13 protein-coding genes and 1 pseudogene are annotated in these 19189 nt (G+C 47.7%); 1 reads left to right on the forward strand and 13 read right to left on the reverse strand.

Annotation, left to right across the window (positions count from 1 at the left end; genetic code table 11):
- Positions 1-4 precede the first annotated feature (4 nt).
- The 9 genes and pseudogenes from C400_RS0111635 to argC all read right to left on the reverse strand — a co-directional run bounded on the left by C400_RS0111635 (position 5) and on the right by argC (position 11672).
- Positions 5-2464, reverse strand: a complete 2460-nt coding sequence (locus C400_RS0111635) for a glycosyltransferase family 2 protein (protein ID WP_016822945.1) — start codon at positions 2462-2464, stop codon at positions 5-7.
- Entirely contained in the window at positions 2457-2708 is a 252-nt protein-coding gene (locus C400_RS0111640) for a hypothetical protein (protein ID WP_016822944.1), read from the reverse strand. Before C400_RS0111640 ends, C400_RS0111635 begins: the two co-directional genes overlap by 8 nt.
- 517 nt (positions 2709-3225) lie before the next feature.
- Entirely contained in the window at positions 3226-4638 is a 1413-nt protein-coding gene (gene argH, locus C400_RS0111645; RefSeq protein WP_017427079.1) for an argininosuccinate lyase, read from the reverse strand.
- 86 nt (positions 4639-4724) lie between these two features.
- Positions 4725-5960: an argininosuccinate synthase gene (locus C400_RS0111650; protein ID WP_017427080.1), complete on the reverse strand. Its 1236-nt coding sequence runs from the start codon at positions 5958-5960 to the stop codon at positions 4725-4727.
- A 45-nt stretch (positions 5961-6005) separates the two neighbouring features.
- Positions 6006-6967, reverse strand: a pseudogene (argF, locus tag C400_RS0111655) (ornithine carbamoyltransferase).
- A gap of 48 nt (positions 6968-7015) precedes the next feature.
- Complete coding sequence (locus C400_RS0111660; RefSeq protein ID WP_017427081.1) at positions 7016-8278, reverse strand: acetylornithine transaminase; 1263 nt, start codon at positions 8276-8278, stop codon at positions 7016-7018.
- 52 nt (positions 8279-8330) lie between these two features.
- The gene (argB, locus tag C400_RS0111665; protein WP_016822940.1) at positions 8331-9170 is read right to left on the reverse strand and encodes an acetylglutamate kinase; all 840 of its coding nucleotides are present in this window, start codon (positions 9168-9170) and stop codon (positions 8331-8333) included.
- Positions 9171-9288: 118 nt separating this feature from the next.
- Positions 9289-10515: a bifunctional glutamate N-acetyltransferase/amino-acid acetyltransferase ArgJ gene (argJ, locus tag C400_RS0111670; protein ID WP_017427082.1), complete on the reverse strand. Its 1227-nt coding sequence runs from the start codon at positions 10513-10515 to the stop codon at positions 9289-9291.
- A gap of 107 nt (positions 10516-10622) precedes the next feature.
- The gene (gene argC / locus C400_RS0111675; RefSeq protein WP_017427083.1) at positions 10623-11672 is read right to left on the reverse strand and encodes an N-acetyl-gamma-glutamyl-phosphate reductase; all 1050 of its coding nucleotides are present in this window, start codon (positions 11670-11672) and stop codon (positions 10623-10625) included.
- Between the two features lie 378 nt (positions 11673-12050).
- Here argC and C400_RS0111680 point away from each other — a divergent pair, with 378 nt between their 5' ends.
- Positions 12051-12938, forward strand: a complete 888-nt coding sequence (locus C400_RS0111680) for an SMP-30/gluconolactonase/LRE family protein (protein ID WP_017427084.1) — start codon at positions 12051-12053, stop codon at positions 12936-12938.
- A 93-nt stretch (positions 12939-13031) separates the two neighbouring features.
- Here the strand turns inward: C400_RS0111680 and C400_RS0111685 are convergent, their stop codons facing one another.
- The 4 genes from C400_RS0111685 to hpf form a co-directional block, all read right to left on the reverse strand.
- Positions 13032-13931: a YitT family protein gene (locus C400_RS0111685; protein WP_017427085.1), complete on the reverse strand. Its 900-nt coding sequence runs from the start codon at positions 13929-13931 to the stop codon at positions 13032-13034.
- Between the two features lie 96 nt (positions 13932-14027).
- A protein-coding gene (prfB, locus tag C400_RS0111690; RefSeq protein WP_100212693.1) for a peptide chain release factor 2 occupies positions 14028-15141 on the reverse strand; the annotation gives its coding sequence in 2 pieces (ribosomal slippage) (positions 14028-15068 and positions 15070-15141; 1113 coding nt in all).
- Between the two features lie 446 nt (positions 15142-15587).
- Positions 15588-18038, reverse strand: coding sequence for a preprotein translocase subunit SecA (gene secA / locus C400_RS0111695; protein ID WP_017427086.1), 2451 nt, complete (start codon positions 18036-18038; stop codon positions 15588-15590).
- 412 nt (positions 18039-18450) lie between these two features.
- Positions 18451-19011, reverse strand: a complete 561-nt coding sequence (hpf, locus tag C400_RS0111705; RefSeq protein WP_017427087.1) for a ribosome hibernation-promoting factor, HPF/YfiA family — start codon at positions 19009-19011, stop codon at positions 18451-18453.
- Between the last annotated feature and the right edge of the window lie 178 nt (positions 19012-19189).

A 19189-nucleotide genomic window follows, 5' to 3' on the forward strand; every position in this document is an offset into this window, starting at 1 on the left:
ATATTCAGGAGGACTGTGCCGGGGTATCATCCAAGTCATGCATATCGGTCAGACCATGCGTCGTCTTCTCCCAATAGAACGGCTTGGTTATAAGCTGCCAAGCTGCTTTTATCGCAGCTATACTCATAAGTACCCAATATAACGGCGAGAGTAGCCCATATTTGACCATCGCGTATGAAAATGTTCGTTCACCGCGCTCTTCCAGCTCACCGATGACCCAATACATGCCGGCCACATTACTGAATACGAACAGAAAGTTACCGATATAAAATTCCGCGCTGGCCAAGTAGTACACATAACCCGGGAACAGCTTGGGAATAAAGGACAACTCCCAGCCAAACCATAAAATAAGCAAGCCCCAAAAAATCGGGTTTAGCAATGGCAACATCGGAGTCGCCAGAATCATCACCTGAAAACCGAAAAATCCTTTCCAGCCCACTTCGCGCACCAGCTTAACCGGATTGCGCATATGAACCAGCCATGTCTGCATATATCCCTTGATCCAACGTGAACGCTGACGAATCCAGTTGCCCACGCGGCTGTTCGCTTCCTCCCATGTGCGGGAATCGACAATGGCCGTTTTATAACCACCTTTATACAGACGAATGCCCAGATCGGCATCCTCGGTTACATTATAGGGGTCCCACGCATTGATATCTTTCAATACAGATACCCGGAAATGATTGGACGTACCGCCCAACGGAATGGGGGTGTCTAACTGCATAATTCCTGGCAGCAGCAATTCGAACCACATACTGTATTCTTGTGTGAACCAGCGGGTCAGCAAATTTTGTGTGCTGTTAAAATAATTGAGCTTCGCTTGAATACACGCATAATTCTCAGGCAGTGAATCAAACGCTGCAATGACCTTTTTAAGTTGGTCAGCATCGGGACGATCCTCAGCATCGTAAATGACGACAAATTCGCCGCGGGCCCGAATAAGTCCATAATTACATGCCTTCGGCTTAGTTTTCGGCAAGCCGTCGGGCACGACCAGTGTCGTGTAATACGCTGGCAGCTTCATTTCCCGTAGCAGCTCAATCGTCTCAATGTCGTCCTCTTCGATCAGCAGCCGTACATCCAGCTTGGACTTTGGATAATCCAGCTGTTCCAAATTCCGCAACAACATCGGAAGCACGCCCGCTTCCTTATACATCGGAACAAGAATCGTATAGATCGGCAGTCTTTTTTCATCCATGGCGTCTACCTCTTCCTTCGTGAAGCGAAGCTGCGCCCCACGCCGGGAACCGAGATAGATAATACCAAATTTGAATAGCGTCATAGCAAAATAAAACAGCTGAATCATCATATTAATGATCAGCACCGTTTTCCAACTGTTCCAGAGGAGGCCAAGCAGTGTGATCATTCCCATAGCTGCAAACACCCAGAGCTGTCCTTTGGTAAAGGTGGTCCGCGCCGAATTATGCGGTTCTTTTTCCAATAGCCCAGTCGTGCTCTCTTGCATCATTTCCTCACCGTAGATTTTACCCCAGAGCTGCTCCATCTCTTCCTTCGTTGCAAGTACTTGCTCTACCGGCATACCCAGAATTTCTTCCAGCTTCAAGCGTCGCTCCTCTGGCAGTGGATCACTGACCGCTACAATATAGCGGTTCATATATTGGTGGATGACGACCACGCCATAAGCCATGGCCACTTGCTCGGGTAGCTTGTACGCCGCATCCAGCGCCAACTCCTCACCAATACGCCCGATTCGGTTCTGTGTAGCAATCGCGCGGTACAAATCCGCTGGCTCCAACATTTGCAATGATAGCAAGATGTCGCCGAGCAGTCCGCCGCTCTTCGCCTGGAACTCGAGCGCACGCTCTAGCTGCTCCGGTGTAATATAGCCGGAACGAACCAGCATATCGCCCAGTCTCTCCTTGGACTCATCACCGTCAATTTGCTCTTGTAGCTGCTCAGCTGTAATGAAACCCATCTCTACAAGAATATCGCCCAGTCTGCCACCGTAACGCTTCTGGTTGCGGATAGCATCTGTCAGCTGATCCCGGGTAATCATCCCGTTCTCCACCAGCTGATCTCCCAGACGGGCCTTGCCGTTTCGTCCGGTCTGCGTTCCTGCTGCCGCCTCTCCGCCTTCTGCACCAGGGATACTGGAAGCAAGACCTATAGCTGCTCCTGCCGCTGCTTGTTCCTGCCCAGATGCATATTGGACTTGCGCCTCCTGCACCTGTCCATCCTGTATTCCTTCATCCAGCAATTGTTCCACAGCTGCTGCTGTATCATTGGCATTCTGTAAAGCCTGAATACGAAGTTCTGTATCCTGCAGTCGCCGTTCCAACTCTTCGATATGAAAATCAAGCTTGTACAGTATCGGGGCCTGCTCTGCACGCTGAGCCTCTAGCTGTTGTTGCAGTTGTTCGATTCGCTGACGCTCTTCTTTTATTCTTCTCTTGGTTTGGCGAATTGAAACTCCTCCAACCTGCCACCTAAGCTTGTCACCCATGAATTCCCGCCCTTTCAATCCAGCGCCGCTCTTCCGCAAGCGCGTCCGCAAGCAGCTGCTTTAACTCGGTATCCCGCTGCTTTTTCCGCTCCAGCGCCGCGTGGAAAAGCTCCCGCTCCTCACGTAGCAACTTCTCTGCCTGGATTCGCTCCTCATGCAATGAGGATACCAATCCATCGGCGTCAGAAGCGCGATAACCGATCCAAGCGCTCTTTAGCTGACGCGTCGTTCGTTTAGTTCTCATAATACCTCCCTGGATCGTCCCGACTCTGCCTTTTGCTATGTCGCTACTTCAATATTTTTAACGGCTATTCTTTCGAAACCAGGGCACACCTGTTTTCTCATTCAAGCCCTTCATTTACACATTTATGCAATTTTCCTGGTCGAAAAAACCAATAATAACTTGACAATGAATTATCGCATATGCTTCTTGTTCTATTGAATTGGTAATTCAATGAAAAACTTAGTGCTATTCTACCATAATCATAGTAGGCGTAGTATACAAAAATGTAAATTCTAGAAACTTTCACACTAATGTATGGATAGGTATATAGAACTAGTTATCAAGCCTCGTGGATGATATTCTTTCAATACATCTATGTAGTTCATGGTTATTCCGATCATAAATCATTCAAATACCTCAGAAAACACAAAAGACACCGCGAACGGTGCCTTTGAGAACATAGCTGGCAAATATTCTTAAAATCTGATTTTACACAGCATCCCGTTGCTGTGCAAGAGAATAATTATTTCTTTACAGATTAATTTTTTGGCTTATGATTTTCAAACCATGTTGACGTGTTCACTAGAAGCTGTTCACTGCGTTCAATGGCTGCCTGCACCTGACCGGTGGCGGTTCCACCATACACATTTCGAGCATTGACTACCGCTTCTGGTTGAAGCACCTCATAAATCCGCTCGTCGAACAGATCCGAAAACTGCTGGAATTCATCCAGTTTCAGATCAAGCAAATACTTGCCCTGCTGGATGCAATACAGCACCGTTTTGCCGATAACCTCATGGGCCTGACGGAACGGAAGCCCCTTACCGACCAGGAAGTCCGCAATATCCGTTGCGTTGGAGAAATCCTGGTTGACCGCTTGACGCATGCGATCCTTGTTCACCTTCATCGTAGCGATCATCGGAGCGAACAATTGCAAGGCTCCCTCCAGCGTAGCAACCGTATCGAACATCCCTTCCTTGTCCTCCTGCATATCCTTGTTGTATGCCAGTGGCAAGGACTTCAGTACTGTCAGCAGACCAACGAGGTTTCCATAGACACGCCCGGTTTTGCCACGTACTAACTCCGGTACATCCGGGTTTTTCTTCTGTGGCATAATGCTGCTGCCTGTGCAGAAAGCATCATCCAGCTCGACAAAACCAAACTCCGTGCTGCTCCATAGCACCAGTTCTTCACTCAGACGGGACAAATGCGTCATAATCAGCGAGGCTCCGGCCAAAAACTCTACGATAAAGTCCCGATCACTAACAGCGTCCAGGCTATTTTCATAGACGCCATCAAAACCGAGCTGCTCAGCTACAAAATGACGATCAATCGGGAAAGTGGTTCCAGCCAAAGCGCCAGCCCCGAGCGGCAACACATTGATGCGCTTGTAGCTGTCCTTGAGTCGGTCAATATCACGCTCTAGCATAGACACATACGCTAGCAAGTGATGCGCGAACAAAATAGGCTGCGCACGCTGCAAGTGTGTGTATCCAGGCACTATTGTGTCCAGATTGTCCTTGGCCTGCCCAATTAATGCAACTTGTACATCATGCAGCATACCTACCAGCGATACCACACGTCCGCGCAAATACAAGTGCATATCCGTTGCTACCTGATCGTTACGACTGCGTCCAGTGTGCAGCTTACCGCCGACCGGACCAATGGCCTCGATCAGGTTTTTTTCAATATTCATGTGAATATCCTCATCCGAAACGGAAAATTCAATTTCCCCACGGCGGATACGCTCCAGAACGGTGTGCAGTCCTCCCTTGATCGTGTCCGCATCCTCCTGCGGAATAATACCGCATTTGCCCAGCATGGCCACATGAGCTAAACTGCCTTGAATATCTTCTTCCGCCAACGCCTGATCAAACTCAATAGAAGCCGTATATTCCTCTACCAGCTTGTTCGTTTGCTTTGTAAACCGTCCGCCCCATAGCTTACTCATTGCATGATCCCCTCTCTGCAATAACAAGCCGCCCTCGTCGTTTGGACAAGAACGGCCCGCATTCCGTACATTTTTTTGATTACATCTTATTTATGATTTTGTGTTACGCCCGTATTTACCTTCAAACGCAAAGCATTCAAGCGGATAAAGCCTGTGGCATCGCCTTGGTCGTAGGCTTGCGTCGGATCAGCTTCCATGGTTGCAATGTCTGGGTTGTACAAGCTAACCGGACTTTTAACGCCTGCACCGATAATATTGCCCTTGTACAGCTTCACGCGCACCGTACCACTGACATTTTTCTGACTCTCATGAACCAGTGCCTGTAAAGCAACACGTTCCGGCGCGAACCAGAATCCATTGTACACCAAGGTAGCATAACGGGTAATCAGGCTATCACGCAGATTCATAACCTCGCGATCCATTGTGATGGACTCCATTTTGCGGTGAGCAGTGAACAGGATTGTACCCCCTGGCGTCTCATAGACTCCGCGGCTCTTCATACCCACAAAACGGTTCTCCACCATATCTACACGTCCGATTCCATGCTTGCCGCCCAGTTCATTCAGCTTTTCCATCACTTGCAGCGGAGTTAGCTGTTCACCATTCAAAGCGACGCAGTTGCCTGCTTTAAATTCCAGCTCCAAATATTCTGCTTCATCAGGGGCGTCCTCAGGCGCGTTGCTGAGCAAGAACATTTCTTTATTTTCAGGAGCGCTCGGATCAAACCAGGGGTCCTCCAGCACGCCGCTTTCATAGCTGATATGCAGCAGGTTGCGGTCCATGGAGTACGGCTTGGCTGCAGAAGCGGTTACCGGAATACCGTGTTTTTCCGCATAGGCAATCATTTCTGCCCGGCCCGGGAACTGGTTGCGGAACTCTTCCAGCCGCCAAGGTGCAATGACTTGGATGTCCGGCGTTAGCGCCGCCGCGTTCAGCTCGAAGCGCACCTGATCGTTGCCTTTGCCTGTTGCGCCGTGGGCAATGGCTGTTGCTCCCTCGGCAATCGCAATATCGACCATCCGCTTAGCGATCAATGGACGTGCAATACTCGTTCCGAGCAAATATTGCCCTTCATATAAAGCACCCGCCTGAAACATTGGGTAAATAAAATCCTTGGCGAATTCATCACGCAGATCATCGATGTACACTTTGGAAGCTCCCGTAGCGAGTGCTTTTTCCTCCAAACCGTCCAGTTCTTCCTTTTGTCCGATATCTGCGGTAAATGCGATAATCTCAGCATCATAGGTTTCCTTGAGCCATTTCAGAATGACCGACGTATCCAGACCGCCGGAATATGCGAGTACGATTTTTTCTTTTGCCATTGTTGAAGTCCTCCCCGAATGCTTATACCTCTATCTTCTTTACGATCAACTGTATCCCATTAAAGCAACTAGCAACGCTTTTTGTGCATGTAGACGGTTTTCCGCTTCATCAAAAATGACCGAATGGGGACCGTCGATTACTCCTGCACTCACCTCTTCCCCACGATGCGCAGGTAGACAGTGCAGGAATAGATAATCTGGCTTCGCGAGCTTAACCAACTCCTCATTCACCTGGAAGTCGGCAAAAGCAAGCTCACGCTCCTTCTGCTCTTCCTCAAAGCCCATGCTTGCCCACACGTCTGTGTAGATCGCATCGGCATCTTTTACTGCTTCCTGCGGACTTTGCGTGATAACAATTTCACTCCCTGTCTGTTTGGCAATCTCACGAGAAACCGCGACCACACTCGGGTCAGGCTCGTATCCAGCTGGACTTGCAATGGAGACATGCACTCCGAGCTTTGCTCCACCAATTAAGAGGGAATGCGCCATATTGTTGCCGTCTCCGATGTAAGCCAGTTTGAGTCCTTTCAGCTTACCCTTTTGTTCATATAAGGTTTGATAATCAGCCAGCACCTGACACGGATGCGCCAAATCGCTCAAACCATTAATCACAGGAACGGATGCATAACGCGCCAACTCTACGACATTATCGTGCCCAAAGGTACGAATCATAATGCCATCCAGATAACGTGACATGACTTGGGCCATGTCGCTAATCGGTTCACCGCGTCCCAGTTGAATGTCATTTTTGCTGAGGAAAAGGGCATGCCCGCCCAATTGATACATACCGACTTCAAAGGATACCCGTGTGCGTGTGGAGGATTTTTCGAAAATCAGCACAAGTGTTTTCCCCTTCAGCGCTGATAAGCTTCTCCGTTTTTGTGCTTACGCTTAATTTCAACGGCGAGATCAATTAAATACTGGATTTCCTCTGGCGAGTAATCGTCCAGCTCTAGAAAGTCCCGTCCTTTCAAATTCACCTGTTGCAGTGCGCCGCCCTGGCTCATGCGATCCTCTCCTTTTACGCTCTAATCTCGGATGCTTCTGTCTTTACACTAAGCTACGTGCTCCCGAATCAATTCAGCAATCCATGCTACAGCCTGATCTATTTCGTCTTTCGTTACATACAGGTTAGGCAACAGGCGAATCACGTTCGGTCCTGCTGTAATGAACAGAATGCCCTTCTTCTGTCCTGCCAAAACAAGCTCTGCTACCGGCTCCGCACACTCAATCCCGACCATCAGACCTTTTCCGCGGATATCCTGGACAAAAGGAATATCTGCAAGCTGCTTTTGCAGACTCTGGAAGAGATAATCTCCCATTTCGGCAGCGCGTTCTGGCAGCTTGTCATCAATAATCGTTTCAACGGTCGCTTGAACTGCTGCCATAGCAAGCGGTGTACCCCCGAACGTAGAACCATGACTGCCCGCTGTGAACGCTTCACGCAAATATTCTTTGCCTAGCATTGCACCGACCGAAAAGCCACTGCCCAGTCCTTTCGCCAATGTAAAAATATCCGGCTCAATCCCATAATGCTCAAAGGAAAACAGCTTACCTGTCCGTCCCATACCTGTTTGCACCTCGTCAATGATCAGCAGCAATCCATGCTCCTGGCACAGCTGGGTAATCACATCTACGAAAGCAGGGTCTACCGGATACATGCCACCTTCGGCCTGCACCATTTCCAGCATAATTGCCGCTGTATTCTCATTGATCGCTGCTTCGAGCGCAGCCTGGTCATGAAGCGGAACGCTTTTGAACCCGGCGGGAAGCGGTAAAAAGCCTTCTTTTACTTTGTCCTGACCCGTAGCAGTCAAGGTTGCCAGCGTCCGTCCGTGGAAGGATTGCGTGAACGTAATGATTTCATAGCGACCGGTCTGCTTCACCTTCTGGTGGTAACGACGCGCCAGCTTAATAGCAGCTTCGTTCGCTTCAGCTCCGCTATTGCAGAAGAACACCGCATCTGCGCTACTATTAGCTGTCAGCAAGGCCGCGGCCCGCTCCTGCCCAGGAATATGAAACAGATTGGATACATGCCACAGTTCATCGATCTGCTTTTTCAACCGCTCCGCTACAGCTTGAGGCGTATGACCTAGATTGGTAACAGCAATACCTGACATGAAATCCAGATAACGTTTGCCCTGATCATCCCACAGCCAGCTTCCTTGTCCTTTCACCAGTGTAAGCGGGTATCTTGCGTAGTTTGGAAAAAGAGAGCTATCTGCCTGCGTTTTTGCCGTCCCCTTTTGCGCTTGCGCTCCGCTTCCATTCGTACTTGGCATTTCCTCGCTCACCAGCGTATTCGGTTCCTTACTCATGTCGTTCACGCCCCTTTATCGTTTGGTTATATAGGTTGAGCATATATTGCAATTACTGCATGCGCACAATGCGTGTTCCAATTGATTCTCCGCTCAGCACACGGCTGAGTACCTGCGGTTCGCTGCCGTCAACGATGACGACTTCCTTCACTTTTCCGTGAATGCAGGCAATAGCCGCTCTCACTTTCGGGATCATACCACCGTAGATTTCACCCGTGCTGATCATATCTTCAATTTCCTGTATAGTGATCGATTCCAGCACCTTCTTCTCTACACCATTCTTTTTCAAAATACCAGGTACATCCGTCACAACAATCATTCGACTGACGCCGAGATGAGAAGCAACCGCGCCCGCCGCTGTATCGGCATTAATGTTATAACGCTGACCGGATCGATCAATGCCGATAGGCGCAATAACTGGCATATAGCTCATGTCCAGCACACCCGTAATAATCGATGCTTGAACAGATGTTACCTCTCCAACCCAACCGACCTCGGCAGCATTCGGCACAGGCTTTGCTTCAATTAAATAGCCATCACTGCCCGACAAACCCAACGCTCGCCCTCCGTGCATCCCTATTCTGCGAACAATCTGCTTGTTAATGCTGCCTGCCAGCACCATTTCCACGACATCCAACACGGGTTCAGTCGTTTTACGCAACCCGTGAATGAACTCCGTTTCGATTCCCAGCTTCGCCAAATTGTCAGAGATAGCAGGTCCGCCGCCATGTACAATGACTGGTTGAAGGCCTTCCGACTGCAGACGGGCCAAGTCGTCAAAAAAGGAATCAGGCAACGCAGCCAGCGTACTTCCTCCGCATTTCATCACAAAATTACGACGTGCCAGTCCCGCTTGTTTCGCTTGATCCGCGTGTCCCACTGCCGATTGCATATCATCTCTCCTTTTCTCCTCTGCACAATTTTGTGCGATTTTCAAATGATGCGAAAAACTATATCCGCTCACTTCTTCTATTAACTATTAAAAATCCATCTGTATTTAAATCTGGTATCTATGTCCGATAAGCCGCATTAATCCGCACATAATCGTAGGTTAGATCACAGCCCCATGCTGTAGCCATTCCGTTCCCGTGATGCAAATCAACGATAATTTGAACCGTATCTCCACGTAAATAGGAAAGCGCCTCGGCTTCATCAAAAGCGACTGGACTTGATTGACTCAGCACCACAATATCGCCCAAACGGATGTCTACCGTATCGGGATTGACCGGTTCTCCAGCACGTCCGACGGCTGCAATAATTCGCCCCCAGTTGGCGTCTGCGCCAAAAACGGCTGACTTCACCAGACTGGACCCAATTACGGTCTTGGCTATCGCCTGGGCAGAAGCATCGCTTACCGCTCCGCTTACGGACACCTCTACCAGCTTCGTAGCACCTTCCCCGTCACGGGCAATCGCCTTCGCCAGCTCCCGGCAAATATAAGTGAATGCCTCGGCAAAAGCCCCCCAATCAGGATGCTCTCCGTTCAACTCGCTGTTGCCTGCCAGTCCGCTTGCCATAGCGATTAGCATATCGTTCGTACTGGTATCCCCATCGACCGTAATCATATTAAAGCTAGTATCCGTGGCCTGCTTTAATAGTTGATGAAGAGCCGTCTGCCCGATGACCGCATCACAAGTTATAAAAGCTAGCATGGTTGCCATATTCGGATGAATCATACCCGATCCTTTTGCCGCCCCGGCGATGTGCACGGTCACACCGTCCACTTCAACTGACACGCATGCTTCCTTTTTCACCAAATCCGTTGTCAGAATGGCTTGGCTAAATTGCTCCGCTCCATCGTTTGCCTCGCTCATCCGCTTAGGTAGTGACGATATACCGCCAAGCACACGATCCATTTTCAGATGCTCGCCAATTACACCCGTCGAAGCAACAGCTACATTGCTCTCTGCCACACCCAGTTCACGAGCAGCGGCCGAACGCATAGCGTAAGCGTCCTGCTCCCCTTGCTGTCCTGTACAGGCATTGGCGTTCCCGCTGTTCACTACTATCGCCTGTAATCGACCGTTTGTCAGGCTCTCGCGGGTCACCTTCAGCGGTGCAGCCTGAAACACATTAGTGGTATACACCGCAGCAGCTGTCGCCTCTACCTCACAGCGAATCGCGCCGATATCGTTGCGGTTCGTATTTTTCAATCCACAGTGCAATCCCCCGGCTGTAAAGCCACGCGGAGTTACGATGTTGCCCCCATGTACGACTGTAAATCCTAATTTGCCCATAATTATGTGCCCTCGCCCGCATTATAAGGAATGAATGGCAGCTGGACGCTTGCGTTCTCAAACCTGCCCGCTGTCGTTCTCCTGTACCTGTTGCGTTTACGTGCTACTTACGGATATACCGGTATGAAGCCCAGCCCGAGGTTCTCCTCCCATCCCATCATTAAATTTAAATTCTGAATCGCCTGCCCAGCGGCACCCTTCACAACATTATCAATGACAGAAATAATCGTAAGACGCCCAGTACGGGCATCTGCTGCAAAACCGATGTCGCAGTAGTTCGAACCAAATACTTCTTTTGTTGCCGGCCATATACCTTCGCCACGTACACGGACAAAAGGATGGCCTTTATAATAATCCCGGTATAACCCGATAAGGTCCTGATCCGTATGATCACCTTTCAACGTGACATAAATTGTACTCATGATTCCTCGCGTCATAGGCACCAGCTGTGTCGTAAACGTAATTGTAACGTCCTCGCCCGCAACATCACCCAATACCTGTTCGATCTCAGGGATATGTTGGTGCTTATTCACCTTATAAGCCTTAAAATTCTCATTCATCTCCGCATAATGTGAAACAAGACTTGTTCCCCGACCGGAGCCGGATACCCCGGATTTGGCATCCACAATCAGTGACCGATGGTCAATCCAATCCGCCTTTAAGGCAGGAATAATTCCTAATAGTGTTGCCGTTGGATAGCAGCCTGGATTCGAAATAAAAGAAACACCAGCAAGCTTTTCTGCATACACTTCGCTGAGTCCGTAAACCGCTCGCTTAAGATACTCGGGTGAAGCCGCAGGCTTTTTGTACCATGCTTCATACGCTTCCCCGCTTCGGAGCCTAAAGTCCCCGGAAAGGTCAATCACCTTCAGTCCGGCATCCAGAAGCTGTGGCACTAATTTGGTGCTAACGCCTGATGGCGTAGCTGTGAAAACCAGATCAGCCTTGGCAGCAATTTCATGGATATCGACACCGTCCAAATCCTGTACCACAATATCCGTCAGATGTGGAAACCCATCACTAATCGGGACACCCGCGCTGGATGAAGAAATAACAGATACAATCTCCACCTGCGGATGATGAACCAAAAATCGAATCAGCTCCACTCCGCCATATCCAGTGGAACCGACAATTGCTACCTTTAGCTTGCTGCTCACAGACCTTCCTCCATTCCGTCCCTATGAAATATGTATTATTATACGACTCTATTCATATAAATACAACACCTCATGTCATGTTATTCCTCCAAATTTAAAATATGCACTCTTGCCCATTCTTTTGGCCGCCAAGCTGTACAGGCTACAATTAAGGAAAACAAAAAAGACAGACCCCCTTGCGAATCTAGTCTTCTATTTTGCATAAGAAAAGGAGCGTTCCCTTTATATATTATCTTGTATATTGGTATTCATCTGGCTTATCCATTTGCTGCACTTATGTATTCGTTGGACATTGAATAGGGTATAAAGAGTGAGTATGTACGAAAATAAACCTATACGTTAGGGGTGCTACACATCAAAACATATACAGCGAATTTAGTGATAGATGCTAAAGCCAAGTTAGGCGAGGGTCCCAGTTGGGATCATCAGTCGCAACGTTTATTTTGGGTCGATATTGAGGGTTTTCAATTACACATTTACGATCCATCTACAGGCACAGATCGTACCATAGATGTGGGTGAACATATTAGTGCAGTCGTCCCTTATCTTAAAAATAAAGTAATCGTGGCCATGATCAGCGGTCTATACTGTTTGGATATTGAAACAGGAGCCAAAGTATTGATCCACGATCCTGAGGAAGGTAGATCAGGAAATCGATTTAATGATGGTAAATGTGATCCTGCAGGACGTTTTTTGGCAGGAACTATGAGTTTAAATGGCGAACGCGCGCAAGGAGCGTTGTATAGTCTGAGCACAAAAGGAAGCGTCTCCTTACTGGTTGATAAAGCTTCCATATCTAATGGCTTAGCCTGGAGCCAAGATCATCGTACCATGTACTATATTGATACTCCGACCTTGGAAGTGGTCTCCTTCGATTACGATGTGACACAGGGCACCATTAAGAATAAGCAAGTGGTAGCTAGATTGGATGAAAGTGAAGGATATCCAGATGGCATGACCATCGATGCAGAGGGCATGTTGTGGATCGCGCGTTGGGGCGGTAAACGTGTTTCTCGTATCCATCCTGCTCAGGGAGAAGTAATTGCTGAGGTTTCACTTCCAGTCAATTGTGTGACTTCATGTGCTTTTGGCGGTGAACATCTGGATGAGTTGTATATCACAACTGCTCAAGATGGCGATAATACCGATCAACCACTAGCAGGCGGTTTATTTATGGTCAAAACCGGAGTAAAAGGAGTACCGACCTCATATTTTAATCAAGGACAAGCAGCAGATTGGCTTGATCTGTTACCAAAAAAGGCTTGATAAAGCTGTTCTGAAAAGAGAAAAGCCCACTACATCAGTGGGCTCTCCTACATTGATTCATTTAAGAGCAAGCGTCCAAAAGACCACATTATGCTAGCCTTCCCTTTTGAACCCTTCACCCAATACCTCACGTGTATTACTAATAATCACAAAAGCTTCCGGGTCTACCAAGCGAACGAGCGTTTTGAGGCGGGTTACCTCGTTTTGCCCGACTACAACCATAAGTACAGGACGTTCTTCGTTCGTGTAACCCCCCCGTCCTGCAAGCTCTGTCAAACCCCGATCCAAATCCTGTAAAATAGTTTGCGTGATCTTTTCCTTTTGATTGGATATGATGTAAGCCACTTTGGAGTAGCCTAATCCCATTTCTACAGCATCAATAACCTTGCCGGTTACAAACAAGCCAATCAATGCATACAGAGCTCGCTCCGGCGATAGGGCGAAACCAGCTAGCGTGATCACTGTGCCATCCATTAGCATGACACAAAGAGAAAGGCTAAAACCGGTATACTTTTGAATAATTTGCGCCAAAATAGCCAGTCCACCCGTCGAGCCTCTGCCCCGAAACACAGTGCCCAAGCCCAATCCTACTCCGATTCCACCATACAGCGAAGCCAGCAACGGATTGGTTGTCGGGACTGCCCAATCCTTCGTCACATAAACGAATAGTGGCAGCATGATGCTGCCCAGCAGGGAACGCAAGCCATACTTTTTCCCTAATAGCAGTACTCCTGCTATAAATAACGGAATGTTCATTCCCCATTGCGTATAGGCCGGTTCCAGGCCAAACAGCTCCTCGCCCAAGATAGACAAGCCAGATACACCCCCGGATGCAATCCGGTTGGGCAGCAAGAACATGTTAAAGGTCAGCGCTGTAATGAAGGAGCCGAGTATAATTAGCAAAACATCGATCACGTTACGCGCTGGCCCACTGGCGGCAATCAGAGGCTTACGCCTTCTTCGGCGGGCAGTGGGAGGGTTCAATTGAGACATCATTCACGTTCTCCTTTAATAAAAATACCGTCACACAAAAATTCCTACAGGCCGCAGGCACGTAGACTGCGGTTCTGTAGGAAAACGTACAGACAATTATTCTGCGTCCAGCTTAATTTGGCTGCGAAGGTAACCATCGATGAATGGATCGAGATCGCCGTCCATCACTGCCCCGACGTTGCCAGTTTCCACGCTGGTACGGTGATCCTTAACCATGCTGTATGGATGGAACACGTAGGAGCGGATTTGGCTACCCCATGCAATATCGGACTGTTCACCACGGATTTCGTCCAATTGCTGCTGTTGTTCTTCAATCTTGCGCTCGTAGAGCTTGGAACGGAGCATCGTCATCGCACGTTCACGGTTTTTGATCTGGGAACGTTCATTTTGACAAGTCACGACAATACCAGTAGGCAAATGCGTAATCCGAACAGCTGAGTCGGTCGTATTAATATGCTGACCACCTGCACCGCTGGCCCGGTACGTATCAATTTTAAGATCTTCTGTGCGGATCTCAATATCCACATCATCCGCAATTTCCGGTACTACATCACAAGACACGAACGATGTATGTCGACGACCGGAGGAGTCAAATGGAGAGATACGAACAAGCCGATGTACACCTTTCTCCGCCTTGAGATAACCGTAGGCATTGTAGCCTTTGATCAAGAGGGTTACACTCTTAATTCCCGCTTCATCACCTGCCAGATAATCCAGGGTCTCTACCTTAAAGCCTCGTTTTTCACCCCAGCGTGTATACATACGCAGCAGCATTTGTCCCCAGTCCTGAGACTCGGTACCGCCTGCCCCCGGGTGCAGCTCCAGAATAGCATTAAGCTTGTCATAGGGCTGATTTAAAAGCAATTGCAGCTCAAATTCCTCCAGCTTGCTCAGCAGGGATTTGATACTGTTTTCAACTTCTCCAGCCAGCGCTTCATCGCCTTCTTCTTCAGCCAGCTCAACCATCATACCTGCATCTTCATATTCCTGACGCAGCTGTTCATAGCTGTCCACAGAAGATTTCACAGCATTCATTTCAGCAATTACGCCTTGGGCCTTTTCGTTATCATCCCAAAAATCAGGCGCTGCCATCTTTTCCTCAAAGTTCGCGATCATTTCCTGTTTGAGATCTAAGTCAAAGAGACCCCCTAAGGTTTGTTAGTTTCTTGCCTATTTCTCGTAAATCATGTTTTACACTTGGATCAATCATGGTGTCATTCTCCTTTTAATATAGGGTTAGGGGGAGTAAAGCGTTTTGAGTTACGGCTGGGTAAGAGACGCTGCGCGAATGATTTGATCTTACGAACGCTGACGCTTCTCCAGATTTAAATCCTCCGCTTCGCTCCCGACCGCCGTAAAGTCAAACTGCTTTTAAATAACAGGCTCTGGTATGTGAGCCAGATCAACTGCGGAATTGACTGACAAATAAGCAGAGACTTGCTTATTTGTCATAATTGTTTAAAAAGAATTGAGAGCAATCTAGCCATTCATCAATGTTCAGACTGATCCTCCAACAGAAAAGCTATAAGTTGAAGACATCAGTGTCGTCCCCTGATGGCACAAAATGGCCGACGGTCAGTGGTTGAACTGCCGCCTGCCATTATATGCATTGCAGAGGATAGTGTATATCAAGATCTATCCCTTAATTTCAATCCGTTATTTTCTACGCGGACGCGAAGGAGCGGATTTCTTTTTGGGAGCCGCAGGTTCTCCACTCGTTGAGATTTTATCTTCATCAACGACAGCCTGACGCTCTTGGTTGGATTCGATTTGTGCTTTCATAATGTAGGTCGCAACTTCCTCTTGGATGCTGGCGATCATAGCATGGAACATTTCGAAACCTTCAAATTGGTATTCACGCAATGGATCAGTACCACCATAAGCACGCAAGTGAATACCTTGACGCAATTGATCCATAGCATCAATATGATCCATCCATTTGCTGTCAACTGCACGCAATACGATAACCTTCTCGAACTCACGTACCATTTCTTCGCCGATCATCTCTTCACGGCTGTGGTATCTGTTGGTAACTTTTTCGAAGATCATATCGACCATCTCTTCTTTTTCCTTACCCCACAGATCGTCGCGCGAAAGTGTGTTTTCCTCAAGCAGGTTGTTGTTCACATACTCCGCAACTTCTTCCAGTTCCCAGTTTTCAGGGATATCATCACCACAGTGAGCTTCCACTACACGCTCAATGACAGGCTTGATCATGTCGAACACAATTTCCTTGATGTTCTCTGATTCCAGCACCTCACGGCGTTGTTTGTAAATAATAGCACGCTGCTGATTCATCACGTCATCATATTGAAGAACGACTTTACGCTGATCAAAGTTATTCCCTTCGACACGTTTTTGAGCTGATTCGATAGCACGTGAAATCATACGGCTCTCGATAGGTTGATCTTCTTCGAAGCCCAAGCGTTCCATCATATTCAGTACGTTGTCTGCACCAAAACGCTTCATTAACTCATCGCCCAGCGATAAGTAAAACTGCGTGGAGCCCGGATCACCCTGACGCCCTGCACGTCCGCGAAGCTGATTATCAATACGACGGGATTCATGACGTTCTGTACCGATGATGTGCAAACCACCGAGTTCTGCAACGCCTTCGCCCAGTACGATGTCAGTACCACGTCCAGCCATGTTAGTAGCGATGGTAACCGCGCCAGCTTCACCTGCACGGGAAATAATCTCAGCTTCTTCGGCATGATACTTGGCGTTAAGTACTTTATGACGAACGCCTTTGCGTTTCAACATTTCAGAAAGAAGCTCCGAGTTTTCAATAGAAACCGTACCTACCAATATCGGCTGGTTCTTTTTGTTACGCTCCAGAATTTCGTCTACTACAGCATGGAATTTGCCCTTCACGCTCTTGTACACTACGTCAGGCATATCTACACGCTGGTTAGGCTTGTTCGTCGGAATTTGGAGCACTTCCAGACCATAGATTTTTTTGAATTCTTCTTCTTCTGTTTTCGCTGTACCCGTCATCCCCGCCAATTTGCGGTACATACGGAAATAGTTTTGGAATGTAATTGTCGCCAGTGTCATGCTTTCATTTTGGACAATGATGTTTTCCTTCGCTTCAATAGCTTGGTGCAAACCATCACTGTAACGACGTCCAGCCATCAGACGACCTGTAAACTCATCAACAATCAGGACTTCACCGTCTGCCACGACATAGTCCACATCCAAACGCATAATAGCGTTAGCTTTCAAGGCTTGTACGATGTGGTGATTGATTGTAACACTTTCCTGATCATACAGGTTTTCAAGACCAAAGAAATTTTCAGCCTTGGATACGCCGTTTTCGGTCAAAGCAACTGACTTCACCTTAATATCCAGCGTGTAGTCTTCTTCAACATTCAGGCTCTTCACAAAACGATCAGCCGCAAAATACAGCTCGGTCGATTTTTGAGCTTGTCCTGAAATGATCAATGGTGTACGAGCTTCATCGACGAGAATGGAATCCACTTCATCAATGATACAGAAGTACAACGGACGCTGTACCATCTGTTCTTTGTAAAGCACCATATTATCGCGCAGATAATCGAACCCGAACTCATTGTTTGTACCATACGTAATATCACAAGCATAAGCTTCCTGTTTGGCAGCATGATCCATATTGGCCAGGTTCAGACCTACGCTCATTCCCAAGAAATTATAAATTTGTCCCATTTCTCCGCTGTCGCGTTGTGCCAAATAGTCATTGACTGTAACCACGTGCACACCTTTGCCCAACAGAGCGTTCAAATAAACCGGCAATGTTCCCACCAGTGTTTTACCTTCACCGGTTTTCATTTCTGCGATTTTTCCTTCGTGCAACGCAATACCGCCGAGCATCTGTACGTCATAGTGACGTTTGCCCAGCACCCGCTTGGACGCTTCACGAACCGTTGCAAAAGCTTCCGGCAGCACTTCTTCAGCCGTAGCACCTTGTTCAATCCGCTCTCTAAACTCCGCCGTCTTGGCTTTCAGTTCCTCATCCGAGAGCTTCTCAAAATCAGGCTCTATTTTATTGATCAGTTCAACCGTCTTCATTAAACGTTTGACGTCACGTTCATTTGTATCCCCAAAAATTTTTTTGACAATTCCTAGCATGGTTTACCCCTTTCGCGCAAAACAATTAATAGAATCAATTTCACAATAAGAAAGGGTCCATGATGAAATTGATTCCCGATATGTTTGACAGGCCCGGCTATACCAGCCCATCGTGCGATGTTCTTTGCATAAATTGTAACAGTTTGTAGGACATGCCGCAACACAAGCAGCCTCCAGATTTGCATCCGGTTAAAGATACCAAAACAATTGACGCACGAAATACACAATTGGTTACACCTGTCCAAGCTGAAATTTTCAATCATGTTTACAATAAACATATAAAAGAGCCCTATCCCGCCAGGTTCGCAAGGATAAGGCTCGTGTTATGATCATTTTCCTAATATCCATGAAGCATGCTTCAATCGAAAACATTCTATTCACTTTAAAATGTGATGAGTTTCTGCTTCACAGGCTATTCTCGTTCGATCAGACCGTATTTACCATCATTGCGTTTGTAAACTACGTTAACTTCCTCATTATCAATATTAGAAAATACGAAGAAATTATGTCCAACCATGTTCATTTGCAGAATAGCTTCTTCCACATCCATAGGTTTCAACAAGAAACGCTTGGTACGAACGACTTCCAGCTCATCCATTTCCGCATCCTCATCTTCGGCAACAGCCACGCTACCCGCTGGATCTTCCACAAAAAGAGTTTTCAAACTACCTTCCTGCCGGAATTTCCGGTTAAGCTTAGTTTTGTGCTTGCGAATTTGCCGTTCTAGCTTGTCTACCACGGCATCAATGGATGCATACATGTCATCGCTTTCGTCTTCGGCACGGAGTACAAGCCCCGGCAAAGGAATGGTTACTTCTACAGTGTGCAAATCTCTGGTTGTGCTTAACGTTACACTTCCATCAGACGTCGGGGGTGCATCGAAATACTTCTCAAGTCTGCTGAATTTCTTATCAACGTAGTCCTTCAAAGCGTCGGTAACCTCGATCTGTTGACCTCGTACTGTTAAGTTCATAGGGCACGCCTCCTTTGCCCCTTCAGTATAACACATATGTTAACGCCAAGTAAAAAAACCTATCAACATTTCGACGGATTTTTACAAAATCCCTCATGATTCGATAAAACGCTTCCAATAACGCCATTCTATGAAAAGGGTCATGTTTAATTTTAGCTCGCATACATATGTGAATAAT

The organism is Paenibacillus sp. ICGEB2008 (assembly GCF_000307675.1).
In the GTDB taxonomy this organism is placed as follows: Bacteria; Bacillota; Bacilli; order Paenibacillales; family Paenibacillaceae; genus Paenibacillus; species Paenibacillus polymyxa.